Source organism: Achromobacter sp. 1012554356, assembly GCF_059760815.1.
Genome location: NZ_JCBANC010000033.1, coordinates 42458 through 66439 on the forward strand (window position 1 = coordinate 42458; position 23982 = coordinate 66439).

Annotated in this window: 20 protein-coding genes and 1 tRNA gene; 10 read left to right on the forward strand and 11 right to left on the reverse strand. The window is 64.7% G+C overall.

Going from position 1 to position 23982, the window contains the following annotated elements; all coding sequences use genetic code 11:
- Positions 1 to 10: 10 nt before the first annotated feature.
- Genes AC6LJW_RS17670 through AC6LJW_RS17695 form a run of 6 tightly spaced genes read right to left on the reverse strand, consistent with a single transcriptional unit; the run spans position 11 to position 7878 of the window.
- The gene (locus AC6LJW_RS17670) at positions 11 to 520 is read right to left on the reverse strand and encodes a nitrous oxide reductase accessory protein NosL (RefSeq protein WP_056563546.1); all 510 of its coding nucleotides are present in this window, start codon (positions 518 to 520) and stop codon (positions 11 to 13) included.
- On the reverse strand, positions 517 to 1347 hold the full coding sequence (locus AC6LJW_RS17675; RefSeq protein WP_056563543.1) for an ABC transporter permease: 831 nt from the start codon (positions 1345 to 1347) through the stop codon (positions 517 to 519). The genes AC6LJW_RS17670 and AC6LJW_RS17675 overlap by 4 nt, the downstream gene beginning before the upstream one ends.
- Entirely contained in the window at positions 1344 to 2249 is a 906-nt protein-coding gene (locus AC6LJW_RS17680; protein ID WP_498087874.1) for an ABC transporter ATP-binding protein, read from the reverse strand. Before AC6LJW_RS17680 ends, AC6LJW_RS17675 begins: the two co-directional genes overlap by 4 nt.
- A complete protein-coding gene (locus AC6LJW_RS17685; RefSeq protein WP_427986135.1) occupies positions 2246 to 3631 on the reverse strand; it encodes a nitrous oxide reductase family maturation protein NosD in 1386 nt (461 codons plus the stop codon). The genes AC6LJW_RS17680 and AC6LJW_RS17685 overlap by 4 nt, the downstream gene beginning before the upstream one ends.
- 6 nt (positions 3632 to 3637) lie before the next feature.
- Positions 3638 to 5554 (reverse strand): TAT-dependent nitrous-oxide reductase, encoded by a 1917-nt coding sequence (gene nosZ, locus AC6LJW_RS17690; RefSeq protein WP_498087875.1) that lies wholly within the window; start codon positions 5552 to 5554, stop codon positions 3638 to 3640.
- A 53-nt stretch (positions 5555 to 5607) separates the two neighbouring features.
- On the reverse strand, positions 5608 to 7878 hold the full coding sequence (locus AC6LJW_RS17695; RefSeq protein WP_498087876.1) for a 4Fe-4S binding protein: 2271 nt from the start codon (positions 7876 to 7878) through the stop codon (positions 5608 to 5610).
- Between the two features lie 268 nt (positions 7879 to 8146).
- Between AC6LJW_RS17695 and azu the strand changes: the two genes are divergently transcribed.
- From azu to AC6LJW_RS17710, 3 genes are all read left to right on the forward strand, one after another.
- Complete coding sequence (azu, locus tag AC6LJW_RS17700; protein ID WP_056563534.1) at positions 8147 to 8596, forward strand: azurin; 450 nt, start codon at positions 8147 to 8149, stop codon at positions 8594 to 8596.
- A 240-nt stretch (positions 8597 to 8836) separates the two neighbouring features.
- Entirely contained in the window at positions 8837 to 10423 is a 1587-nt protein-coding gene (locus AC6LJW_RS17705; protein ID WP_056563530.1) for a TerC family protein, read from the forward strand.
- Between the two features lie 19 nt (positions 10424 to 10442).
- Positions 10443 to 11306: an undecaprenyl-diphosphate phosphatase gene (locus AC6LJW_RS17710; RefSeq protein ID WP_056563528.1), complete on the forward strand. Its 864-nt coding sequence runs from the start codon at positions 10443 to 10445 to the stop codon at positions 11304 to 11306.
- A gap of 82 nt (positions 11307 to 11388) precedes the next feature.
- Here the strand turns inward: AC6LJW_RS17710 and AC6LJW_RS17715 are convergent, their stop codons facing one another.
- The 3 genes from AC6LJW_RS17715 to AC6LJW_RS17725 all read right to left on the reverse strand — a co-directional run bounded on the left by AC6LJW_RS17715 (position 11389) and on the right by AC6LJW_RS17725 (position 13482).
- Positions 11389 to 12162 carry a UDP-2,3-diacylglucosamine diphosphatase gene (locus AC6LJW_RS17715; protein WP_427986617.1) on the reverse strand — a complete coding sequence of 258 codons (774 nt, stop codon included), beginning with the start codon at positions 12160 to 12162 and terminating at the stop codon, positions 11389 to 11391.
- Entirely contained in the window at positions 12155 to 12664 is a 510-nt protein-coding gene (locus AC6LJW_RS17720; protein WP_056563523.1) for a peptidylprolyl isomerase, read from the reverse strand. The genes AC6LJW_RS17715 and AC6LJW_RS17720 overlap by 8 nt, the downstream gene beginning before the upstream one ends.
- A 134-nt stretch (positions 12665 to 12798) precedes the next feature.
- Positions 12799 to 13482: a tetratricopeptide repeat protein gene (locus AC6LJW_RS17725; RefSeq protein WP_056563521.1), complete on the reverse strand. Its 684-nt coding sequence runs from the start codon at positions 13480 to 13482 to the stop codon at positions 12799 to 12801.
- 268 nt (positions 13483 to 13750) lie between these two features.
- On the opposite strand from AC6LJW_RS17725, the gene cysS reads away from it, so the two are divergent.
- From cysS to AC6LJW_RS17755, 6 genes are all read left to right on the forward strand, one after another.
- Positions 13751 to 15205 carry a cysteine--tRNA ligase gene (cysS, locus tag AC6LJW_RS17730; protein WP_498087877.1) on the forward strand — a complete coding sequence of 485 codons (1455 nt, stop codon included), beginning with the start codon at positions 13751 to 13753 and terminating at the stop codon, positions 15203 to 15205.
- Positions 15206 to 15225: 20 nt separating this feature from the next.
- Positions 15226 to 15870, forward strand: a complete 645-nt coding sequence (locus AC6LJW_RS17735) for a DNA-3-methyladenine glycosylase family protein (RefSeq protein WP_056566776.1) — start codon at positions 15226 to 15228, stop codon at positions 15868 to 15870.
- Positions 15871 to 15906: 36 nt separating this feature from the next.
- On the forward strand, positions 15907 to 16872 hold the full coding sequence (locus tag AC6LJW_RS17740; protein WP_056563515.1) for an acetyl-CoA carboxylase carboxyltransferase subunit alpha: 966 nt from the start codon (positions 15907 to 15909) through the stop codon (positions 16870 to 16872).
- Positions 16873 to 16925: 53 nt separating this feature from the next.
- Positions 16926 to 18002 (forward strand): tRNA lysidine(34) synthetase TilS, encoded by a 1077-nt coding sequence (gene tilS / locus AC6LJW_RS17745; RefSeq protein WP_498087878.1) that lies wholly within the window; start codon positions 16926 to 16928, stop codon positions 18000 to 18002.
- Between the two features lie 187 nt (positions 18003 to 18189).
- Positions 18190 to 19455 (forward strand): aspartate kinase, encoded by a 1266-nt coding sequence (locus tag AC6LJW_RS17750; RefSeq protein WP_056563512.1) that lies wholly within the window; start codon positions 18190 to 18192, stop codon positions 19453 to 19455.
- Between the two features lie 89 nt (positions 19456 to 19544).
- Positions 19545 to 19637, forward strand: a tRNA-Ser gene (locus AC6LJW_RS17755).
- A 121-nt stretch (positions 19638 to 19758) separates the two neighbouring features.
- On the opposite strand, the gene mnmH is transcribed toward AC6LJW_RS17755, so the two are convergent.
- A complete protein-coding gene (mnmH, locus tag AC6LJW_RS17760) occupies positions 19759 to 20805 on the reverse strand; it encodes a tRNA 2-selenouridine(34) synthase MnmH (protein ID WP_427986614.1) in 1047 nt (348 codons plus the stop codon).
- A 984-nt stretch (positions 20806 to 21789) separates the two neighbouring features.
- Here mnmH and AC6LJW_RS17765 point away from each other — a divergent pair.
- Positions 21790 to 22305 (forward strand): DUF2199 domain-containing protein, encoded by a 516-nt coding sequence (locus AC6LJW_RS17765; protein ID WP_427986613.1) that lies wholly within the window; start codon positions 21790 to 21792, stop codon positions 22303 to 22305.
- Between the two features lie 125 nt (positions 22306 to 22430).
- Here the strand turns inward: AC6LJW_RS17765 and acpA are convergent.
- On the reverse strand, positions 22431 to 23982 hold a 1552-nt coding region (gene acpA / locus AC6LJW_RS17770; RefSeq protein WP_498087879.1), incomplete at its 5' end, for an acid phosphatase.

A 23982-nucleotide genomic window follows, 5' to 3' on the forward strand; every position in this document is an offset into this window, starting at 1 on the left:
GGCGTTCGCGCTATTGGGCAAACACGTAGTCCTCGGGCACGTCGGCAAAGCGCACGACGCGTCCGCCGTGGGTCTGCGCGAAAGCCTGCGCGCGCGTCTGATCCGAAAACGGCATGGCGTCTTCGGCGCCCATGCCGCCGATGAAGCTGGAGTTGATGACGTAGAAGGCCTGGCGGGCATCGACCCACGCCTTCAGATCCGCCGCGCCATCGGGGCCGGCGGCCGCCATGTCGTTGACATAGATGGCGGCCAGGCCCTTGGGTTCTTCGGGCAGCAGCGTGTAGGCGAACACCTGCTTGATGGACGAGAACCACACCGGCGCGGCGCGCCCTTTTACGAATATCTGGCCCTTCGGCCCCGTGTGGTCCAGCAGCATCATTCCGCAGTAGTGGCCGACGGCCTCAGCGGAGACCGCCTGCGGTGCGGGCGGCGCCGCGGCGGGTTCGTCGCCGCCGCAGGCCGACAGCGCCAGCATGATGGCCGAGAAGGCCGTTATTGCGGCCCAACGTTGCAGCGTCATAGCTGTTTCCTCCGGAAGCAGAAGGCGGCCAGCAGAAACGGCACGGCGATCCACAGCAATTGCGCCGCCACCAGCAGCGGCACGGGCATGTGCGCCTGATCGCTGACGCCGGCCATGCCCGCGTACATGGAAATGTTCTCGAACCCTGTCAGGTTCAGCAGCCGGTATACGTCGGACGGATTGGCCAGCAGTAGCGCATTGAGCATGCCCGGCGTGACGTGGCGGCCTTGATCCGCAGCCAGCACACCCAAGAGGCCCATGTCATAGATGACGACAAAGAACAGCCACACCCCCAGTGCGATGCCCGCCGCCGTGGCGCGTTCGCGCACCAGCGTGCTGACGAGGTAGCCCATGGCGAGAAAGCTTGCGCCGAGCAGCACGCTGGCGCCGATCAGCATGGCGAAGGGCCGCCAGGCGCTGGCGTCCATGCCGCCATACACCCATTGCAGCGCCAGTCCCGCCGACCCATAGCCCGCGCCGGTCGCGATGGCCAGGATGACCAGATGGCCGATGAATTTGCCCAAGATGACCTGCCAGCGCGACACCGGGTAGCTGAGCAGCAGGGCCATGGTGCCGCGGTCGACCTCGCCGACGATGGCGTCGTAGGCCAGCAGCATCGCGATGAGCGGCACCAGGAAGATGGACAGGCTGGACAGGCTGACCACCGTGACGGTCAGGGGATCGACCTTGACCGCGCCGGTGGGGGCGCTACCCAAGAGGCCCAGCGCCAGCGCCAGCGCGGCCAAAAGGAGCGATGTGGCAAGGACCCAGCGATTGCGCAGGCCGTCGCGGATTTCCTTGCCGATGATTGTGCTTACGGCGTTCATGCGTCTTCCCGTTCAAGCAGATGGGCGTAGATGTCGTCAAGCCCTGGAACCTGGATGTCCAGGTCGCTGATGGGCGCCCCGATGGCGCCGATGCTGCGGATGGCCTCGACCTTGTCCGATTCGTGGCACAGGCGTTCATAGCGGCTGGCGTCGACCTGGCGCCAGGCCGAGGAGGGCGGGGCGGATGCGTTGTCCGGCCCAAGTGTGACGCTGATACGGATCGGCAGCCCGGTGTCGCGGCGCAGCGCCGACATGCCGCCGTCGGCGATCTTCACGCCCGCCTTCATGACGACGATGCGGTCGGCGTGGCCGGCCAGCTCCGACAAGGCGTGCGTGCTAAGCAGGATGGTGGCGCCGCTGGCGCGCAGCTCGTGCACGATCTCGTAGAACTTGAGGCGCGAGGCCGGGTCCAGGCCGGTGGTGGGCTCGTCGAACAGCAGGACGCGCGGCGCGCCAAGCAGCGCCTGCGCCAAGGCCAGCCGCTGGCGCATGCCTTTTGAATAGCCGCCCACGCGGCGGTGCGCCGCGCCGGAGATGCCCACTTTCTCAAGCAGTTCCGCGTTGCGCGATACGGGCTGACGTTTCAGGCGCGCGTAGAAAGCCAGTGTCTCGGCGCCCGTCATCGCGGGATGCAGCGCGACCGTTTCGGGCAGGTAGCCGATCCGGTCGCGCAGGCGCGCGGCGGCCGGGCTGTGCGCGTCCTGGCCGAACAACGTGACGCGCCCGTGCGTCGGGCGGATGAGTCCGAGGATCAGTTTGATCAGGGTGCTCTTGCCGGCGCCGTTGTGCCCGGCCAGCGCCACGCATTCGCCTTCGCGCAGGTCCAGGTCCAGGACGCTGATGGCCCGGTGGGCGCCATAGTGTTTGCTGACGCCCGCAAGCGTCACCAGTGGATTGCTCATTGATTGTCCTCGGCGCGCTTCGCGCCGGTTTTTGCGTCGGGTTTTGCGGCAAGACTCGCGTCGAGATGCGCGTCGAGATTCGGGCCGGCAATGGCGTCGTTGTCAGCGCGCGGTTCCCGGACAGGCTTCATCAGCGGCGCGCTGTCGATCACGCCGCCGGGCAGGATCGCGGGGAACTGCGATTGTGCCCAGCGCACCACCGAGATGGCCGGACTGTTAAGCAGGATGCGCGCGGCGGGGGCGCGCCACAGCAACTGGTCCACCACGTCGTTAGGACGGTAGGCCGTATCGGCAATGCCGTCGCCATCCAGATCGAAGGCCGTGTTGTCGCTCCAGTAGTTGCCGCGTCCGTTATCAGACCATTCCATCACCCGCGTGCCCACGTACTTGACCTGGTTGCGGTTGTTGATGAAGGCGTTGCCCGAGATCCGGTTGCCCTCGGAGCCCGCCGTGAAATGGATGCCGATATCGCAGTTGGAGAAATGGTTGTCCGCAAAGCGGTTCTTGTTGGCGTTGTAGATGAATACGCACTTGCCGGCGCCGTCGACGGTGTTGCCGGAGATGTTGGAGTCGTTGGCGTAATTCATCATCAGGCCCTGTTCCACGTTGTTCACCGCCACGTTGCCGGTGACGACCAGACGGTGCGAATACATGATGGCGAAGCCGATGTCGTTGCCGGTGGACACGTTGCCGCTGATCTCGCTGTCGTTCGTGTACATGTAGTGCACGCCGTAACGCAGGTCATGGAAGCGGTTGCCGGTGAACCGGTTCTGTTTGCTGGTGTTCACGAAGACGCCGTCGCGGCCGGCGGAAATGTCGTTGTCCACGACCGCGCTGCCGGGCGTGTTCCATAGCGACACCCCGTTGCCACGCTCGGCCACGCGCAGCTCTTTGTTGCCCACGATGCGGTTGCCGCGCACCAGCGCGTCCTGCGGACCCCATACATAGACGCCGAACAGGTTGTCCAGGATGTCGTTGTGTTCCACCACGGCGCGATGCGCGGTGCGGTCCAGGAAGATGCCTGCGTCCATGGCGGGCAGGTCCAGCCCCGAGCGGGTGACGGTCAGGTTGCGCAGCGACACGTCCGTGGCCTTGATCCACAGGGTGCGCCCCTGGCGCGTGCCGGCGATGACGGCGGAACGGTCCTTGGGTCCCTCCAGCGTGAGCGGCTTGTCGATGATCACGGCGCCGGCGTAAATGCCGGGCGCCAGGCGCAGCGTATCGCCGGGCTGCGCCGTGGCGACGGCTTGCGCCAGATCGGCGCCCGCCGCGACCTCCAGGGTGGCGGCCGCGGCGGCTCCGTTCAGGACCGGGCCGAAGCCGGCCAGCACGAAGCCGGCCGCGGCCCACACCGCGTTTCGCAAGGTTGCGATGGCAGCCATGGATCGTTACGCAGACTTCTTGGGATGCACGATCATCTGGCCGGACATTTCCATGTGCAGCGCGTGGCAGAACCACTGGCAGTAGTACCAGTAGATGCCAGGGCGATCCGCCTTGAACGTGATGGACGACGTGGCCTGAGGTCCGATCTCCATGGCGATGCCGTGGCCTTCCAGCGTGAAGCCGTGCGTCAGGTCTTCGATCACTTCCATGTTGGTCACGAACACCGTGACCTCGTCGCCCTGGTTCACCTCGAACTGCTTCAAGCTGAACATCGGCGCCACCGCCATCATGTACACGCGGACCTTGTTGCCGTCGCGCACGACCTTGGCGGCGTCTTCCAGCGACACGCCGTCCTTCTTGGCGATTTGGCGGGCGTCTTCCCACATGGGGTCGTCGCGCTTCCAGACGCTGATCGGGTTGATCTTGGAACGGTGCACCAGGCACATGTCGTGCGGCTCGGCGAAGCTGGGGCCGTCATGCACGAGCTTCATCTCGTCGCCGGAAATGTCGATGAGCTGGTCGTTCTCGGGCTTGAGCGGACCCACGTTCAGGAAGCGATCCTTCGAGAACTTGTTCAGCGACACCAGCCATTTGCCGTCGGCTTCCTTGGTTTCGCCCATCGTGGAGTGGTTGTGGCCCGGCTGGTAATGCACGTCCAGCTTCTGGAGGATCGGGTCGACCTTTTCGCCCTTGTAGGCGCGCTTGGCCTTGTCGATGTTCCACTTGACCATCTGGCTGTCGATGAACAGTGTGGTGTAGGCGTTGCCGCGGCCGTCGAACGCGGTATGCAGCGGGCCAAGGCCCAATTGCGGCTCGGCCACGACGCAGTCGCGAGGCTTGATCTTGTCGGCGAACAGGTCGTCCAGCTTGCGCACGTCGATCACGGTGACGGTGGGCGAGAGCTTGCCGTTCAGCATGAGATGGATGCCGTCGGGCGCGGCGTTGCAGCCGTGGGGCGAGTTGGGGACCGGGATGTAGCGCGTGTACTTGGAGCCGTGGCGGCCGTCGACGACCGGCACGCCGCCCATCGTCTTGAAGTCGCCGTCCTTGACCGCCTTCTCGATGCGCTTGAGGTCGAAGACCACGACCCAGTCCTGCTCGTTGGCGGACATTTCCTCGACGGTGACGCCTTTCTCCGAGTTGTAGCAGGTGGCGAACGAGTATTTGCCCTGGTAGTCGGCGTCGCCGTTGTCCAGGTTGCCGTCGACCAGCACTTGCCACGCGACCTTCATGGTGTCGCCATCAATGGCCGAGTAGACCGAGAAGAAGTTCTTCTTGGGATCGTCAAGCACCTTGCCGTCGTTAGGCAGCGGGATGATGTGCTCGCCGTTGGCAAACACGTAGCCGGTGCGCGGATAGCGCTGCGGACGCAGGCCGTGCACGCCCGACACGTTGGGCAGCTCAACGATCTTGTCGGTCTTCATCACGTCCAGGCGGATGCGGGCCACGCGATTGTTGGCCTTGTCGTTGATGAAGAGGTAGCGGCCGTCGTAGGTCTGGTCGGTGAACGACAGGTGGGGGTGGTGGGCGTCGCCGTTGGGGAACACGCCGCCCTTATCCTTGAGGTATTCGCGGGTTTCAGGCGTGAGGCCGTCGGTCAGAACCTTGCGGCTTTCGTTCGTGCGGCCCCAGCCGGTGGCGCTGCAATGGTTGAAGACGGGAATGCGCACGAGTTCGCGCATGGACGGCAGGCCCAGCACGCGGACTTCGCCCGACTGGCCGCTGGAGTTGAACGCATAGTATTCGTCGAGCTCGCCCGGCGCGACATGCCCGAGCACGGCGCCGTTGCCAGATTTGCCCTCTTTGCCGTGCGCGGTGGACATCTGCGCCCCGGCAACGAGGCCGGCCGCGCCGGTGATGGCTGCGGTGCCCAGGAAGCTTCGGCGGGTGAGGCCGGCTTTTTCGGGGATCTTGTCGGACATGGATAACTCCTAGGTAGGGACGGCGCATTGCGCCGCGGTACGAAAATCGTGTTTCACGATTCCCGGTTGGGGCGATTTGCCGAGTTGGGGGTCGGCATGCGATGCAGAACGACTTCCTGCACCAACGGCTCAGGGGGCGGAGCCGGGCGCCGCTCACGCTTTGCCTGCTTCTGGATCAGGTGAGGGCACTTCTGTTTGTGGTGGTAAAGCATCTGGCAGTGCAGGCACTGGATGCACTCGTTCGGATTGATTTCGCCGGAGGGGTCGATCGCCTGAACGGGGCATTCGATGTTGCACCGCTGACAGGGGTTGCCGCAGTCGCGGTAGCGCTTGAGCCAATTGAAGATACGCAGCCGGGCGGGGATGGCCAGCGCGGCGCCCAGCGGGCACAGGTAGCGGCAGAAGAAGCGCTCGATGAACAGACCTGCGGCCAGCAGCGCCACGGCGAACAGCACGAAGGGCCAGTGGCGCACGAAGTGCAGGATGATCGCGGTCTTGAAGGGTTCGACTTCGGCCAGTTGCTCGGCAACTGCAAGGTCATACAGCGAGAAGCCGAAGAGCAGCAGGAAGATCACGTACTTGAGCGTGGACAGCCGTTGCGCCACGCCGTGGCGAATCTTGAGCTGGCGCACACCAAGCCGCCGGGCGATGCGGTTGGTCAGTTCCTGCAGCGCGCCGAACGGGCACAGCCAGCCGCAGAACGCGCCGCGGTTCCAGAAGACCATGGAGATGGCGGTGGCGCACCACAGGATGAATACCAGCGGATCCATCAGGAAGTATTCCCAGCGGAAGTCGGTGCGCAAGGCCGAGAAGAATGTCAGCACGTTCACGATGGATAACTGCGCCTGCCCGTACCAGCCGATCCAGAACAGCGCGAAGGCCAGGAACGCCAGACGCAGCCTGTCGTGCATCAGCGGGCGTGAGGTGAGCTGGTCCTGGAAGAAGAAAATGCCGACGAGCACCGTCAGCGCGACGGTCAGGATGGCGATCTGGCCGGCCTTGCCCTGCCAGATCTGCTTCCACAGCGCGGGCGGCGCGGATTCGGCGTCGGGCGAGGGCGCCGTGGCGGCGGCGGACTGAATGGCGGAGGATTGACTGGCGGCGGGCGCCGGCGGCGGCGCGACGGTGCGGGTGTAGGCCGCGGGCAGGTCATACGGCAGATCGAACGTGACGAACGCTTTGTCCGACACGCTGAGCACGCGCTGCACCATCAGTTGCAGGCGCCACGGCTTGACCGGGTCGAGCGAGGCGTCTTCGGGCACGACAAAGAGGGCGACTTCGCGCAGCGCCGGCGCGCCCTTGGCGTTGATGTCGGCCAGCCGCTGGTGGTTGCGGTCGCGGAACCGGAAGGCGCCTTCGTCCTGGATGACCTCGATGCGGTCGAAGATGCCGCCGCGCACGTAACCGGACCCCTTGAATGAATAGAGACCATTGCCCGCGACCAGCACAGCCTGCTGGCCGGGCTTGAGGCGTTCCTTCAGGCGCTGCCAGCCGATGTCGCCCAGCAGGCTGCGGCCGATGGATGGTGCGCTGACCAGCGCGGCATACAGGTCGATGAAGGTATCGTCGGGGCCGCCCTCGCCATGATCGGCCGCGTCCTTGCGGCCGGACCGCAGGAACGCCTGATTGACGTCGTCGGGCGTCAGGCGCAGGTTCTTCACGGCGCCCGCGTCAAGCAGTTCCTGCCAGGTCTGCACGGTGTCCTTGTCTTCGTCGAGGACGCGGGTGGCAGCCGGCTGCGCCGCGGCGCGTGGCGCGCCCGACTTGTCGATGCCGTGCGCGCGCGCCACCGCAATGGCGGACCGTGTGATCGTGTCGCCGATCACCATCAGCGTGACCGTTGCGCCGCTGACGATGTCCACGGGCGGCGGTGCGCCGTGACGGGGCGGGGACTCGACGAAGTTCAGGCCGACGTAGCCCTGGATGAAACGATCGACCTTGGCTTGCGGTATGCCGATCAGCACGATGGGCTCGTGGTGCTCGACCAGCTTGGCGCCCATGATGCGGCCGCTGTCGGAAAGCCCCACCAGCACGTCGATCGGCTTGCTTGAGTAGCCGCGGGTGTTGACCACGTCGGTAGTCAGGTAGACAAGGCCGAGCGGCTTATTGCCCGCAAACACGCGGGCAATGGCGGGCTTGCCCTCGACGGGCCCGGAGCGGTCGGCGCCGGGGAATACGTCCGTGATGGGTGTGCTGGCCAGGAATTCAGGCAGGCGTTGCGCCTGCGCCGCTTGCGCCAGGAACAGACAGGAAAGCCATAAAGCAATGAACGCGGCTTGAACGTATTTTGTGACCCGAAGGTGTACTGCGGTACTGCCGCGCATGCTGAACTCTGTTCGTCGTGTTTGCTTACGGGCATCCTACGAACATGCATCGGGGGGTGGATTGCGGTTTGTCAATCTGACAGAGTCGAAGGCCTAATAGCCCTACGATATGTAGGGGAAGTTCCGTAGATTTGGGGGGTATCCGCGGGTGGTGTTGATGGATGTCAATCGGACGACGAGAAGGCAGTCCTACACTGACCCGCGGCGGCAACGGCGTCTGCATATGGCTGGCGTACGTGCATCGACCGCTGTGTCATCGGAGAATTTCATGCTGGCAAAAGCCACCCTCGCCATCCTTCTTTCCGCCTCCAGCCTGCCCGTGCTGGCCGCGCAATGTGAAGCCACCGTCGAAAGCAACGACGCCATGCAGTTCAACGTCAAGGAAATCGTGGTCGACAAGAGCTGCAAGGAATTCACGGTCAACCTGAAGCACGTCGGCAAGATGGCCAAGGTCGCGATGGGCCACAACTGGGTCCTCACCAAGGAAGCCGACAAGCAGGGCGTCGCCACGGACGGCATGGGCGCCGGCCTCGCGCAGGACTACGTCAAGGCGGGCGACACCCGCGTCATCGCCCACACCAAGGTCATCGGCGGCGGCGAATCCGACTCCGTCAAGATCGACGTCTCCAAGCTCGCCGCTGGCGAAAACTACGCATTCTTCTGCTCCTTCCCCGGCCACTGGGCCATGATGAAGGGCACGCTCAAAGTCGGCGGCTAATCCCCCCGACGGGTCTGTTGAGACAAGCAAGAGCCGGCCGGGGGGCCGGCTTTTTCATGCCCGCGGCGCCTGTCGCGCGGCGCGCGTGAACCGGGCCGACGGGCCGGATTCAGGCGCTTGCAAGCCTTAGTCCATTCGGCCCAAAGCCTCTGTCCATCAGGCTTACGGACGGGATGCGTCACCGGCATGTCATGGATTTTCCATGTACGATTACCGGTCGTGTAACTTCTGGAGCTCCTGATGGAGTGGCTGCTGGACCCCGCTGCGTGGGTCGGCTTGCTTACCCTGGTCGTCCTTGAGATCGTCCTGGGCATTGATAACCTGATTTTTATCGCCATCCTGGCGGACAAGCTGCCGCCCGCGCAGCGCGATCGCGCGCGCATCATGGGCCTGAGCCTCGCGCTCATCATGCGCCTGGGCCTGTTGTCCGTCATGTCATGGCTGGTCACGCTGACTACCCCCCTGTTCAATATCGGTCCACTATCGCCTTCGGGTCGCGACCTGATCCTGATGGTGGGCGGCCTGTTCCTGCTGTTCAAAGGCACGATGGAACTGCACGAGCGCCTTGAAGGCAGCATGCACACCGGCTCGTCCGGCCCGCGCGTCTACGCCAGCTTCTGGGTGATCGTCACGCAGATCGTGGTGCTGGATGCCGTGTTTTCGCTGGACTCGGTGATTACCGCCGTCGGCATGGTGGACCACCTGGCCATCATGATGATCGCGGTCATCATCGCTATCGGCATCATGCTGATCGCGTCCAAGCCGCTGACGCGCTTTGTCAACGCCCACCCGACGGTGGTGGTGCTGTGCCTGGGCTTCTTGCTGATGATCGGCTTTTCGCTCCTGGCCGAAGCCTTCGGCTTCAAGGTGCCCAAGGGCTATCTGTACGCGGCCATCGGTTTCTCGGTTGCCATCGAGGCGCTCAACCAGGTGGCGCGCCGCAACCTGCTCAAGCTCGACGCCCGCTTCCCCATGCGCGAACGCACCGCCTCGGCCGTGCTGCGCATGCTGGGCAAGCGCCCGCCGGCCAGCGACGAACCCGACCTGCCCCATGCCGGCAGCCCGGCCGTCCAGGCGTTCGGGGTCGAAGAGCGCAACATGGTCAGCGGCGTGCTGACGCTGGCCGAGCGTTCCATCCGGTCCATCATGACGCCGCGCACGGACGTTTCCTGGATCAATATCGACGACGATCCCGACAACATCCGCCGCCAGCTCACCGAGGCGCCGCACAGCTTCTTCCCGGTGTGCCGCGGCTCGCTGGATGAAGTGCTGGGCATCGGCCGCGCCAAGGACCTGATCGCGGACCTGATCACCGAAGGCCGGGTGCGCCGCAACCGCCTGCGCGATCCGATCATCGTGCACGAGTCGATCGGCATCCTGCGCCTCATGGACACCCTCAAGCGCTCGCGCGGCCAGCTCGTGCTGGTGGCTGACGAGTTCGGCGCCATCGAGGGGCTGGTGACGCCCATCGACGTCTTCGAAGCCATCGCCGGCGAATTCCCCGATGAGGACGAACTGCCCGACATCGTGGCGGACGGCGCCAACACCTGGAAGATCGACGGGGCGGCCGACCTGCACCACGTCGAGCAGGTGCTTGAAACCGAAGGCCTGGTCGACGACGCCCAGGACTTTTCCACGCTCGCGGGCTATCTGCTCTCGCGCTTCGGACATCTGCCCAAGCCGGGCGACGTCTGCGAATACCAGATCCATCACCAGCATTTCCGCTTCGAAGTCCTGGAAATGGATGGCCGCCGCATCGCGCTGGTGCGCGTCGAGAAGCGCCCCGAAGAGCATTTCCCCGACGAAGCATCCCTAGCCAACGACTAACAGAGAGAGACCCTAGCCCGTGACCGAGAACTCGCTCTATCTGATCAAAGCATTCATCCTGGGCATCCTGGAAGGCCTGACGGAATTCATCCCCGTGTCCAGCACGGGCCACCTCATCCTGGTCGGCGACTGGCTGAATTTCGATTCGGGCGACGGTAAGGTGTTCGAGGTGGTCATCCAGCTTGGATCCATCCTTGCCGTGATGTGGGTCTTCCGCGCCCGCCTGCTCCAACTGATTCGCGGCACGCTGACGGGCGTGCCCAGCGAAGTGGCCTTCACCCGCAACCTGATCCTGGCGTTCCTGCCGGCGGCGGTGATCGGCGCGATCTTCATCAAGACCATCAAATCGGTGTTCTACCACCCGGCGGTGGTCGTCGTGACGCTGGTGCTGGGCGGGCTGATCATGCTGTACGTGGAACGCCGCACGCGCCACACGCCGGGCGATGCGCCGGGCGCCGCTGACGACACCGCGTCGGACGAGCGCGCCTCGGCCCACACGCTCGAACAGATCACCTGGAAGCAGGCGCTGGGCGTGGGCGTGGCGCAGTGCTTTGCGATGATTCCCGGCACCTCGCGGTCGGGCGCCACCATCATCGGCGGCATGATCGCCGGCATCCAGCGCAAGACGGCCACCGAATTCTCGTTCTTCCTGGCCATGCCGACCATGCTGGGCGCGGCGGCCTACGACATGTACAAGAACTTCGGCCTGCTGACCCAGCACGACCTGTCGGGCATCGCCGTGGGCTTCATCGCGGCGTTCCTGAGCGCCATGGTAGTGGTGCGGGCCGTGCTGCGCTTCGTGGCCAACCACACGTATCGCGTGTTCGCCTGGTACCGGATCATCTTCGGCGCCATTGTGGCGGCCTGGATCTTCACGCGCTGATTCCTCCCCGCCTCGGCGGGAGCAGAAAAAGGGCCGCTTCTTGAAGCGGCCCTTTTTTTGAATTGCGTGGGTCTTGCGGCGTCTACGCTTCTGTTTCCAGGTCGTAGAACTGCAGTCCGTCGCGGTCGATGACCAGCCAGCCGCCGCGCGGGGGTGACACGTGGTCGCAGTCCCAGTCGGGCAGCACCCAGCGTTCGCGCTTTTGGCCGTCGATGTCGAGCACGTGGCGGTTGGGGCGATGCGTGTGGCCATGAACCAGCACGCGCACGCCCGTCTCGCGGAAGATCGACTCGATGGCGTCCGCGTTGACGTCCATGATTTCCATGGACTTCGTCTGGTTGGCCGCCTGGCTTTCGCCGCGGGCCTGCTGCGCCATGGCCAACCGCTCGGGGATGGTCTTGGCCAGGAACTCGGCCTGCCATTGCGGGTTGCGGACCATCTTGCGGAATTGCTGGTAGGCGGCGTCGTCCGTACAGAACTCGTCGCCGTGCGTCAGCAGGACCTGGCCGAAATCGGTTTCCAGCAGCGCCGGCTCGGGCAGCAGGCTGGCGCCCACGGCCTTGGCCAGTTCTTCGCCGATGAGGAAATCGCGGTTGCCGCGGCCCAGCCAAACCGGGATGCGAGCAGCCGTATTGCGTAGCGCCACCAGCACCGTGGCAAGCCACGGCGGGGCGGCGCGGATCACGTCGTCGCCGATCCAGGCGTCGAAGATGTCGCCGGGCAGCAGCAGGGCTGCCGCCTCTTCCTCTGCCGCCTGCAGAAAGGCCAGGAAGGCCTCCGAGGTGGCCGGCGTGGCCGGCCCCAGGTGCAGGTCGGATGCCAGCCAGACCGGGCCGGGCAGGGAGATCTTATTCAAGAACTTCGGCCTTCTCGATGATCACGTCTTCGTTCGGCACGTTCTGGTGGAAGCCCTTGTTGCCGGTCTTCACGCCCTTGATCTTCTCGACCACGTCGGTGCCTTCGGTGATGGTGCCGAACACGGCGTAGCCCCAGCCGTTCGGCGTGGGCGACGTGAAGTTCAGGAAGTCGTTGTTGGACACGTTGATGAAGAACTGTGCGGTGGCCGAATGCGGATCGCTGGTGCGGGCCATGGCCAGGGTGTACTTGTCGTTCTTCAGGCCGTTGTTGGCCTCGTTTTCGATCGGGGCGTGCGTCTGCTTCTGCTTCATGCCGGGTTCAAAGCCGCCGCCTTGGATCATGAAGCCGTCGATCACGCGATGGAACACCGTGCCGTTGTAGAAGCCTTCCTTGACATAGGTCAGGAAGTTTTCGACGGACTTGGGCGCCTTGGCGGCGTCCAGGGTGATGACCATGTCGCCTTGGTTCGTTTGAAGCTTGACGCGGGGATTGGTGCTCATGGTTTTGGTGCCTTCGGAGGTGGAGGGGGAAGAAGAGGCTGCGGGGGCGGCGCTGACGAACGCCGGAGCGAATGCAGCCAGTGCGAACGAGCACGCCGTCAGGCGCAGCAGGTGTAGAGGGGAGTAACGGGACATCATTTGCCTTGTTTATCCTTCAACATTGTTTCAACTTCGCGGACCTTTTCCCGCATGCCAGGCACGCCGTCGCTGGCGGCCTTCTTGTAGGTGCGCAAGGCCTGCAGCAGTTGCAGGTCGCCCAGATTGGCGCGAGCCGCCGCGTAGGTCGGATCGGCGCGCAGTGCCATTTGCAGGGCGTCCTGCGCGCGGTCGAGTTCGCCTCGGCCAGCATATAGAGCCGCCAGGTTGTTCCAGGGTTCCGGCAATTCGGGGAACCGCGTGGTCATATCGGTGTAAATGTCGATCGCTTCGTTCGTGCGATCAAGCGCGGCCAGGGCGCGCGCGTGCTGGAACATGAGCTGGACGTCGGTGCCGCGCTGGTCCTTGATCTCGGCCTCGCGCTTTTCGATCATCGCCAGGGCTTCCTGATTGTCGCCACGGGTGAGCAGTCGCTCGATGTGCGTGGTGATCTGGGAGGCGGACGGCGTCAGGCGCGTGTCCACGCTGGGCTTGGCGGCTTCCAGCAGATTGGCCAGGGCATCCCAGCCGCCTTCGGGGGGAATCGGGTCCAGGGTGGTGCGGCTGGCGTTGGGATTCGATCCCGCGCCGCCGCTCATCGACTGGGCAAGGGCAACGCCAGCGGGCGTGCCGGCCAGGGCCAGGGCGAGCAGGGCAACGCAAAAACGCGGCTTGATAGTCACGTGGGGTTCCGTTAAAAGTCTTGGCCGGCCGGCGCTTACGCGCGCGACCGGGCCGCTTGCTATACTTGACGACCACCATTTTAGCCCCGGTTGGGTTTTTGGCTCGACCATCGCGTTCAAGGTAGTACGGAGCAGGGCCAGAATTGAAATTGTTCCGCTGCGAATTTACCTGCCACAGTGCTAATGGGGCGGCACGCGTTGACGGTATCGTCCGTCGACAGCAACTTTCCGAAACCGCCACGGAAAACTAAACGAAGCCTATCGCGCCATGCTGCAAATCTACAACACGTTATCGCGTACCAAAGAACCGTTCAAACCGGCCCAGGCCGGCCAGGTGCGCATGTACGTGTGTGGCATGACCGTGTATGACTTCTGCCACCTGGGCCACGCCCGCATGCTGGTGTCGTTTGATGTCGTGCAGCGCTGGCTGCGCGCCAGCGGCCTGACGGTGGACTACGTGCGCAACATCACGGACATCGATGACAAGATCATCCGCCGCGCCGTGGAAACCGGCCGCCGCATCGGCGAAGTCACCGAGTTCTACATCGACGCCATGCACGCCGACGAGCGTGCGCTGGGCGTCGAATCCCCCGACCGCGAGCCGCGCGCCACGCAATACGTGGGCGAGATGCTAGACATTATCGGCAAGCTTGAAACCAACGGTCTGGCCTACCAGGCCGAAGACGGCGACGTGAACTACGCCGTGCGCGATTTCCCCGGCTACGGCAAGCTGTCCGGCAAGACGCTGGATGACCTGCGCGCCGGCGAGCGCGTGGCAGTCGGGTCCGGCAAGCGCGATCCGCTGGATTTCGTCCTCTGGAAGTCCGCCAAGGCCGAGGAACCCGCCGACACCAAGTGGGAATCGCCCTACGGCCTGGGACGCCCGGGCTGGCACATCGAGTGCTCAGCCATGAGCAAGTCGCTGCTGGGCCTGCCGCTCGACATCCACGGCGGCGGTCCGGACCTGAAATTTCCGCACCATGAGAACGAGATCGCCCAGACCGAGGGCGCGTTCGGCGGCACGCTGGCCAACATCTGGATGCACTGCGGCCCGCTGATGGTTGATTCGGACAAGATGTCCAAGTCCCTGGGCAATTTCCGCACGATCCGCCAGACCGTCGCGCAGAGCGAACCGGCGGCCGGCCAGTCCGAGTACCAGGTGAACCCGCGCGAAGCGGAAATGGTGCGCTTCTTCATTGTGCGCAACCACTACCGCAGCCCGCAGAACTACACGCCGGACAACCTGATCGACGCGCAGAACGCCCTGGATCGCCTATACCAGGCCTTGCAGAACGTGCCGGCCGACGATCAGGGCATCGACTGGAACGAACCGCAGGCGCAGGCCTTCAAGGCCGCGATGGATGACGACTTCAACAGCTCGGGCGCCGTGGCCGCGCTGTTCGAACTGGCCTCCGAAGCCAACCGTACCAAAAGCGCGCGCAGCGCCGGGCAGATGAAGGCGCTGGCCGCGCTGCTGGGCCTGCTGCAGCAAGCGCCGGCAACGTACTTCCAGTCTGCCACCCGCTATTCCGCGGCCGCCATCGAGCAGGGCGCGCGAAGCACGCTGGACGCCGACGCCATCCAGTCGCTGATCGACGCGCGCGCGGCCGCCAAGGCTGCCCGCAATTTCGCCGAGGCCGATCGCATCCGCGCAGAACTGCGCGAATCCGGTATCGAGCTGGACGACAAGCCGGGCGGCCTGACGCAATGGCGCCGCGCGTGACCCCGCAGGATACGCCGGACATGTCCACCGCAGATCTCGAGATTCCCAAGCCTGAATACTGGGAAGCCGCCGTGGCGCACCTGATGCGCCGCGACCGCATTCTGAAAAAGATCATCCCCCAGCACCCGGAGGTCTGGCTGACCTCGCGCGGCACGCCGTTCATCACGCTGGCGCGGGCGATCATCGGGCAACAGATTTCCCCCAAGGCGGCCGATGCCGTCTGGACCAAGTTCATCGACGCCGTGGGCAAACGCCCCACGCCCGTCGCCGTGCTGCGCGTTGGCGTGGACGGCCTGCGCAAGGCCGGACTGTCTCAACGCAAGGCCGAATACGTGCTCGACCTCGCCGTGCATTTCGGCGAACGCCGGGTCCACCCCGAGAAGTGGGCGGCCATGGACGACGAGGCCGTCATCTCGGAACTGGTCGCCATCCGCGGTATCGGACGCTGGACGGCGGAGATGTTTTTGATTTTCAATCTACAGCGGCCCGATGTCCTGCCGCTGGATGATCCTGGGTTGCTCAAGGCAATCTCGCTACACTATTTCAGCGGCGAGCCTGTCTCTCGCTTCGAGGCTCGCGAAGTCTCGTTGGCGTGGCAACCCTGGCGTACCGTGGCAACCTGGTATCTGTGGCGCAGTCTGGAACCGACGCCGGTCCAATACTGACGCAAACCAGGCAGCCCATCTACGGAACCACACTACATGCGCAATACATTTCTGGAATTTGAACAGCCGCTCGCCGAGCTTGAAAACAAGATCGAGCAGCTGCGCTATGTGCAGGCCGATTCGGCGGTAGACATCTCCGATGAAATCGGACGTCTGCAGCAGAAGAGCCAGACACTCGCCAAGGAGATCTACGCCAAGCTCACGCCCTGGCAAACGGCGCTTGTCGCGCGTCACCCCCAGCGTCCCTACACGCTGGACTACGTGCGCGAAATGTTCACCGACTTCCATGAACTGCATGGCGATCGCATGTACGCCGACGACCAGTCCATCGTGGGTGGCCTGGCGCGCTTCAATGGCACGCCGTGCATGGTCATCGGCCACCAGAAGGGCCGCGACACCAAGGAGCGCGCCGCGCGCAACTTCGGCATGCCGCGCCCCGAGGGCTATCGCAAGGCCCTGCGCCTGATGCGCCTGGCCGAAAAATTCGGCATTCCCGTCTTCACCTTTGTGGACACCCCGGGCGCATATCCCGGCATCGGCGCCGAAGAGCGCGGCCAGTCCGAAGCCATCGGCCACAACCTTTACGCCATGGCCGAACTGAAAGTCCCGCTGATCTGCACGATCATCGGCGAAGGCGGTTCGGGCGGCGCGCTGGCCATTGCCGTCGGCAACGCCGTGCTGATGCTGCAATATGCCACCTACGCCGTGATTTCGCCGGAAGGCTGCGCCTCGATCCTCTGGCGCAGCGCCGACAAGGCCCCCGAGGCGGCCGACGCGCTGGCCATCATCGCGCCCCGCCTCAAGGATCTGGGTCTGGTGGACCGCGTGGTCAACGAACCCGTGGGCGGCGCGCACCGCGACCCCCGCGTCATGGCCCGCCTCTTGCGCCGCGCGCTCGGCGACGCCCTGCGCCAGCTCCAGGGCCTGACGCCCGATCAGCTCGTCGAGCAGCGCCTCCAGCGCGTGCTCTCGTACGGCGCCTTCCAGGAAGTGCGCGCGTAAAGCGGGCAGGGCGCCGGCCTTCAGCCAGCGCCGCGGCCCCCGCGCCCTCTCTCATGACTGACGTCCCGCCGCCCGGCAGCAATCCTCTGGCCGGCGCGGGCGCCATTCCCTCCCTGCCCATCTCCACCGCACTTGCCGCGGCGTTGCGCCAGACGCTCCAGGCACTGTCCGAGCGTCCGCGCCGTATCGCCGTCGCCTTCAGCGGCGGAGCCGACTCGGCCATGCTCGCCGTGCACGCGGCCGCCGTCGCGCCATTGCTTGGCATCGAGGTAATGCTCTTTCATGTGCACCACGGCTTGCAGGCGCAGGCCGACGAGTGGGCGCAACGCGGACAGGATCTGGCGGCAAAGCTTGCGCTGCCGCTCATCGAAGCGCGCGTCCACGTAGAGCCGGCCAGCGGCAAGGGCATCGAGGCCGCCGCGCGCGACGCGCGCTATGCCGCGCTGGCCCGGTTGGCTGGCGAAGATGGCGTCAATCACATCCTGCTCGCCCATCACCGCAACGATCAGGCGGAAACCGTCTTGCTGCGCCTCTTGCGCGGAACCGGGCTGTCGGGCATGGCAGCCATGGCGCCGGTGACGCAGCGCGGCGGCGTGACGTATCTGCGTCCGTGGCTGGAACGGGATCGCAGCGAGATTCTGCAGGCGGCGGATAACGTCGAGGCCGCCATCGGCTGGCGCGCCGTGCAGGACCCCACCAATGCCGATCCGCGCTACACCCGCGCCGCGCTGCGTGAGCTGCTGGCGCCCGTGCTGGATGCAAGATGGCCCGGCTGGCGCGGCATCGTCGCGCGCCATGCGCGGCACATGGCCGAGGCGGCAGAGATCCTGGACGAAGTCGCGCGTGAGGATTTCGCGGGGCTCGACCCCAGTGCCGACGGCGTGAGCTTTTCGTTGCAGGCGTGGCGGGGACTTTCACCTGCCCGTCAGGCGCAAGTGTTGCGCCATTGGCTGGAGCGCAATGGCGCGCGCATGCCGACCGATGCGCGCATGGCGGACCTGCTGCGCCAGCTTCGCGGCCTGCATAGCCTGGGCCACGACCGGCAATTGCGCGTGGAGCAGGCGGGGCACGTCGTGCGATGCCACCGCGGCCGCGTGTGGGTGGAGCGCCGGGGCGAAGCCGTTTCATGAACGGGTAAGCCGGTTCGCGGCGGGCGGTCAGGTGATTCGCTTCGGAACCGTGCCGACAAGCCCAACGCGGCGTTAAAGCCACCAAATGGACATAAATTTGCGCTATCTGCGCAAATTTTTACCGTCGCGCTAGAATATATGGTTTTGCCCGTCAACACTTGCGGCGGGTATCCAGCCAGAGTACGAGATGTCCCTGATCGTTCACAAATATGGCGGTACTTCGATGGGCTCGGTCGAGCGCATCAGAAACGTGGCGCGTCGCGTCGCAAAGTGGCACGCCGCCGGCCACCAAGTTGTTGTTGTCCCGTCCGCCATGGCGGGTGAGACGAATCGTCTGCTGGGCCTGGCGCGCGAGCTCTCGCCCCAGCCCGACGGCCGCGAACTCGACATGATCGCCGCTACGGGCGAGCAAGCCAGCAGCGGCCTTCTGGCCATTGCCTTGCAGGCCGAGGGCGTGTCCGCGCGCAGCTATGCCGGTTGGCAAGTGCCCGTGCGCACCGATTCGTCGTTCACGAAAGCCCGCATCACGTCCATCGACGACGCCCGCGTGCGCGCTGATCTGGACGCCGGCCGCGTGGTCATCGTGACGGGTTTTCAGGGCATCGACCCTGACGGCCACATCACCACGCTGGGCCGCGGCGGCTCCGACACTTCGGCCGTGGCCGTGGCAGCGGCCATCAAGGCCGACGAATGCCTGATCTACACCGACGTGGACGGCGTCTACACGACCGATCCGCGCGTGGTGCCCGAAGCGCGCCGCATGTCCGTCGTTTCCTTCGAGGAAATGCTGGAAATGGCTTCGCTGGGCTCCAAGGTCCTGCAGATCCGTTCGGTCGAATTCGCCGGCAAGTATCGTGTTCCGGTCCGGGTCCTGTCCTCGCTGACCGACCCCCTTATCCCGCTCGAGGAAGAAATGGTCTCGGGCACGCTGATTACTTTTGAGGAAGACGAAAAAATGGAAGCCGCCGTTGTCTCCGGCATCGCCTTCAGCCGCGACGAAGCCAAAATCACCCTGCTGGGTGTTCCCGACAAACCCGGCATCGCGTTCTCCATCCTGGGTCCCGTCGCCGCCGCCAACATCGACGTCGACATGATCGTGCAGAACCAGTCCGTGGCTGGCACGACCGACTTCTCGTTCACCGTGAACCGCAACGAATTTGCGCGCGCCGTGGACCTGCTCAAGCGCGAAGTCATTCCCGCCGTGGGCGCACGTGAACTGTCCACCGACGAAAAGGTCGCCAAGGTCTCCATCGTCGGCATCGGCATGCGCTCGCACGTCGGCGTCGCCAGCCTGATGTTCCAGACGCTCTCGCAAGAGGGCATCAACATCCAGATGATCAGCACCAGCGAAATCAAGACCTCGGTCATCATCGACGACAAGTACATGGAACTGGGCGTGCGCGCACTGCACAAGGCCTTCGGCCTGGACCAGGCGCCCGCCACCAAGGTCTGACCGATCAGTTCCGGCACGATTTTTTTACGTAAACGCCCGAATCGCGGGCAAGAGCCAAAAAAATCGTGCTAGAATCTCGTTCTCTTTTCGGAGACGTGCCCGAGAGGCTGAAGGGGCTCCCCTGCTAAGGGAGTATGTGGCTAAAAACTGCATCGTGGGTTCGAATCCCACCGTCTCCGCCAAAGACACTTGCACCAGTGAACAAAGGTTGCCTCAAGACCCGCATAGCTTATTGCTCTGCGGGTTTTTTGTTTTCTGCGCGCCTCTGACGTGAGTGGGGTCGCGAGATACGGTTGCCGTGATTCACGCCAGCTGGCTGATCAGCGCACGGGCCTGATCGATAACATCCGCATCGTTCGGCCGAAACTCCAGCCGAATGGCTCGCGGCAGGTTCACAAAGTGAGATTGCGAACTGCGCGCATAGGCTGGGTCGTAATGCCGATCGATCAGTTCGCGCGCCAGGTCTTCGCGGTGGCCTTCGTCCACCAGCGTGATCCAGTTCTTGATGGTGTCGCGGCTGTGCAGTCCCACCATGCGCTGCAACTGCGCTTTGAGCCAATCCGGCGTGTCGAAGAGCCGCGCGTAATCCTGCTGCAGGAAGCGCGTGCGGTCTTCGCGGCTGGAGCGCACTTCGATGCAGTCGCCCTGATGCATGGCGTGCAGCAACGACGCGGGCAGTTCCACGGCGCCGATCTTGCGGCTTTCTGCTTCGACGAACACCGGCCGGCTGGCGTCGAGTTCGCGCAGCCTTACGGCGAGCAGGGTGTCGAAGCGCTTTTGCGTGGGCTGCTGCGCGTCGGGCAATGCACCCAGCAGCGAACCCCTATGGGATGCGAGGTCTTCCAGGTCCAGCGTCTGTGCGCCTGCTTCGTGCAGCGCGTGCAGCAGGCGTGTCTTGCCGCTACCGGTTGGGCCGGTCAATACGACGAAGCGGTGAGGCTGCGGGAGCGTCTGCAGGCTGTCCAGCGTGGCGCGCCGGTAAGTCTTGTAGCCGCCGTCGAGTTGCCGGGCGCGCCAGCCAATCATGTTGAACATCAGGGTCATCGACCCCGACCGTTTGCCCCCGCGCCAGCAGTAGACCAGCGGGCGCCAGCCTTGCGGGCGGTCGGCGAAGGTGGTTTCCAGATGGCGGGCGATGTTGCGGGCGACGAGCGCCGCGCCGGCGCGTGACGCCTCGAAAGGCGAGACCTGTTTGTACATCGTGCCGATCAGCGCGCGTTCGTCGTTGTCCAGCACGGGCGCGTTGAGAGCACCTGGGATGTGATCGTCGGCAAATTCCAGGGGCGTGCGCACGTCGATGATTTCGTCGAAATCATGCAGTCTGTCGAGGCTGACAAGCAGGTGTTTCACGCGGCCGTCCCGGAAAGTAGGGTCCGCAATTTTCGCACGCGGCGCTGTCTGCCGGCGTCGTGGTGGCGGATAGGATTGCAACTCGTCAAATTGGGTGTCTGACACCCTGGGGGCGCCGCTTCAGGTTTGTAGTCCATCTATGCGGGTGTCAGACACCGAGGCGTCACCTACGCGCGAAGCGTCATCACCCCAATGCAATGCACCGCGTAAGTCACCGAAGGCCGCCCGCGCGGCCGAATGGGGCGCATAGCCAAGTTGGGTGTCTGACACCCTGGGGGCGTCGCTTCAAGTTTGTAGTCCATCTATGCGGGTGTCAGACACCGAGGCGTCACCTACGCGCGAAGCGTCATCACCCCAATGCAAGACACCGCGTAAGTCACCGAAGGCCGCCCGCGCGGCCGAATGGGGCGCATCGCCAAGTTGGGTGTCTGACACCCTTGGGGGCGCCGCTTCAAGCTTGTAGTCCATCTATGCGGGTGTCAGACACCGAGGCGTCACCTACGCGCGAAGCGTCATCACCCCAACGCAAGACACCGCGTAAGTCACCGAAGGCCGCTCGCGCGGCCGAACGGGGCGCGCATCGTCAAGTTGGGTGTCTGACACCCTGGGGGCGCCGCTTCAAGTTTGTAGTCCATCTATGCGGGTGTCAGACACCGAGGCGTCACCTACGCGCGAAGCGTCATCACCCCAATGCAAGACACCACGTAAGTCACCGAAGGCCGCCCGCGCGGCCGAACGGGGACGGGCCCCGCAAGATGCTTTGAGCCCAGGAACCTCTGCGCAAGAATGCCAAGCACACCGGCCACCCCCCAACGCCCGACAAGCTTCAAATGCTAGAGTCCGGTACGGTGCCGGACGCCTTAAGAACCCGCACCGCATCAACAGCAAGCAGCAAAGATCTAAAGCACCGGCTCAGCGTGCCGAAAAACGCGCAAATCAAAGCACCCGAGCAACCACATCCCCCGCTTGATGAAGGCAGCAGCAATGGATTTCTCTTTCAAATGCACCACCTGCGACGAGGTCCATTACGGCCTGCCGAGCTTCGGCGCCGAAGCGCCCGCCACGTACTACGCCGTGCCGCCTGAAGATCGCGAGCAGCGTTGCGATCTGGGCAGCGACGATTGTGTGATCGACGAGCAGCACTTCTATGTGCGCGGCTGCATCGAGCTGCCCATCGTGGGTCACCCCGAGCCGTTTGTATGGGGCGTATGGGTGTCGCTCAGTCTGCAAAGCTACGAGACATGGGTGCGGATGTCAGACGAGCCGAAGCGCTCGCACACGCCGCCATTGTTTGGCTGGCTCACGACGCAGCTTGACCCGTATCCCGACACGATCGGATTGAAAACGCACGTTCATCTCAGGGACGACGGCTTCCGGCCGTTCATCGAGTTGGAGCAGACGAGCCATCCGTTGGCGGTCGAGCAACGCGAGGGGATTACGACCGGCCGCGTCGCGGAGATCTACGCGCTGCTCGTGCACGGGCAGGCGGGAACGGCGTAGGCGGGCGATTCGCCAGACGGATCGCTGTCGGACTGCATGCTGCCCGAAGGAACTCCACCCGACAAATCGCCGCCCGACAAATCGCCGCCCGACAAATCGCCCGCCCGCCTGCTCGCCTACCTGCGTCAGGCGCTGAACGTCAGCGCATTCGTCAGGTCGCCCATCGCCGCTTGCCCGCGTGCCGTCATGGCGTCATCGCGCGCCTTCAGGCCGTCGAGCATCGGCAGGTCGAAGAGCCGCGTCGCAAGGCGCAGGATGGATCCTGTGTCGTAGATGGTGTGGTCCACGGTGCCCTTCTTGGCGAAGGGCGACACGATCACTGCGGGGATGCGCGTGCCCGGGCCCCAGCGGTCGCCTTGCGGCGGCGCGACGTGATCCCACCAGCCGCCGTTCTCGTCCACGGTGATTACCACCACCATGTTCTCCCACTGCTTGCTCTTCCTCAGGCTGTCCACGATGTGCGCGATGTGGCGATCGCCCGAGTCAACGTCCGCATACCCCGCGTGCATGTTCAGGTTGCCCTGCGGCTTGTAGAAGGTCAGCGGGGGCAGCGTGCCGGCTTCGGCATCGGCCAGGAAGTTGTTGGTGGCATTGAGGTCACCCAGGCCGCCGTCGCGGATGTGCGTCGTGCGCGCCGAGGTGCCCGGCCCCGTGCTCTTGAAGTAGTTGAAGGGCTGATGGTGCGCCTGGAAATTGGGCGAAGACGGAAAGCCCGTATTGGCCGTCGAATCCACGGCCGCTTTCCAGCCGCCTGCGTACCACGCCCAATCCAGGCCTTTGGCGCTCATCAGGTCGCCGATGTTGGCGTGCGTTTGCGGGACCATGGTTTGCGGGTTTGTCGGGTCGGCTAGCGTGGGATCGGTGGCATCGCGGCTGAACGAAGGCCAGTAAGGCGGGGCCATGGTGTTGACCCCGTAGCCGTCGGGCGTGAGCGCGCTGGCGCCGAATTGCGGGACGCCTGTCAGCGCGCTGGCGGGCGACGTGGGCTTGGGTTCAAGGCGGGGATCGGCGGGATCGGCGCTTTGCAGTTGCGCGATCTGAGGCTGGGCGACCGAGCTTGCGGCGTCCGGATAGAACGGCGGGCGTGCGGCGACCAGGTATTGATGGTTCAGGAACGAGCCGCCGAAGGCGCCCTGGAAGAAGTTGTCGCACAGCACGAATTCCTGCGCCAGCTTCCACAGCCGCAGGTTGTACGCGGAATCGCTGTAATGACCCATGACGAGCGCGCCGGAATCGGCCCATGCGACGAATTTGTCATTCTTGCCGCCGTTGATCTGCATCTGATTCTGGTAGAACACGTGCCAGAGGTCGCGCGTCACCACGCCTTGCGGCAAGGGTTCGCCTTGCGGTCCCTGCAACGCGAACGGCGCGTTGGACAGGTTGTTCATGTAGGCCGCAGCCTGGTCCACCTGGTAGGTGATGTGGTTGGCCTGCTGCGACGTGGGCACCATGCCGTTCCACACGGGCGGCAGCACGGGCAACGGTGTGCCGTCGCGATCGAGCTGCGTGTAGTCGGCCGGCGTCAGCGCGGACAGGGGCTTTTCCACGCCGGGGAAGTTGGCGAACAGATTGTTGAAGCTGCGGTTCTCGGCGAAGATCACCACCAGCGTCTTGACGTTGTCGCGTAGCTGCGTGGTCAGGTCGGGCGCAGGGGCGGGCGTGGGTTCTGGCGCAGGC

Excerpts from the sequence above, each read along its gene's own strand:
- AC6LJW_RS17670 (WP_056563546.1), bottom strand. The coding sequence starts at position 520 with ATGACGCTGCAACGTTGGGCCGCAATAACGGCCTTCTCGGCCATCATG.
- AC6LJW_RS17675 (WP_056563543.1), bottom strand. The coding sequence starts at position 1,347 with ATGAACGCCGTAAGCACAATCATCGGCAAGGAAATCCGCGACGGCCTG.
- AC6LJW_RS17680 (WP_498087874.1), bottom strand. The coding sequence starts at position 2,249 with ATGAGCAATCCACTGGTGACGCTTGCGGGCGTCAGCAAACACTATGGC.
- AC6LJW_RS17685 (WP_427986135.1), bottom strand. The coding sequence starts at position 3,631 with ATGGCTGCCATCGCAACCTTGCGAAACGCGGTGTGGGCCGCGGCCGGC.
- nosZ (WP_498087875.1), bottom strand. The coding sequence starts at position 5,554 with ATGTCCGACAAGATCCCCGAAAAAGCCGGCCTCACCCGCCGAAGCTTC.
- AC6LJW_RS17695 (WP_498087876.1), bottom strand. The coding sequence starts at position 7,878 with ATGCGCGGCAGTACCGCAGTACACCTTCGGGTCACAAAATACGTTCAA.
- azu (WP_056563534.1), top strand. The coding sequence starts at position 8,147 with ATGCTGGCAAAAGCCACCCTCGCCATCCTTCTTTCCGCCTCCAGCCTG.
- AC6LJW_RS17705 (WP_056563530.1), top strand. The coding sequence starts at position 8,837 with ATGGAGTGGCTGCTGGACCCCGCTGCGTGGGTCGGCTTGCTTACCCTG.
- AC6LJW_RS17720 (WP_056563523.1), bottom strand. The coding sequence starts at position 12,664 with ATGAGCACCAATCCCCGCGTCAAGCTTCAAACGAACCAAGGCGACATG.
- cysS (WP_498087877.1), top strand. The coding sequence starts at position 13,751 with ATGCTGCAAATCTACAACACGTTATCGCGTACCAAAGAACCGTTCAAA.
- AC6LJW_RS17735 (WP_056566776.1), top strand. The coding sequence starts at position 15,226 with ATGTCCACCGCAGATCTCGAGATTCCCAAGCCTGAATACTGGGAAGCC.
- AC6LJW_RS17740 (WP_056563515.1), top strand. The coding sequence starts at position 15,907 with ATGCGCAATACATTTCTGGAATTTGAACAGCCGCTCGCCGAGCTTGAA.
- tilS (WP_498087878.1), top strand. The coding sequence starts at position 16,926 with ATGACTGACGTCCCGCCGCCCGGCAGCAATCCTCTGGCCGGCGCGGGC.
- AC6LJW_RS17750 (WP_056563512.1), top strand. The coding sequence starts at position 18,190 with ATGTCCCTGATCGTTCACAAATATGGCGGTACTTCGATGGGCTCGGTC.
- AC6LJW_RS17765 (WP_427986613.1), top strand. The coding sequence starts at position 21,790 with ATGGATTTCTCTTTCAAATGCACCACCTGCGACGAGGTCCATTACGGC.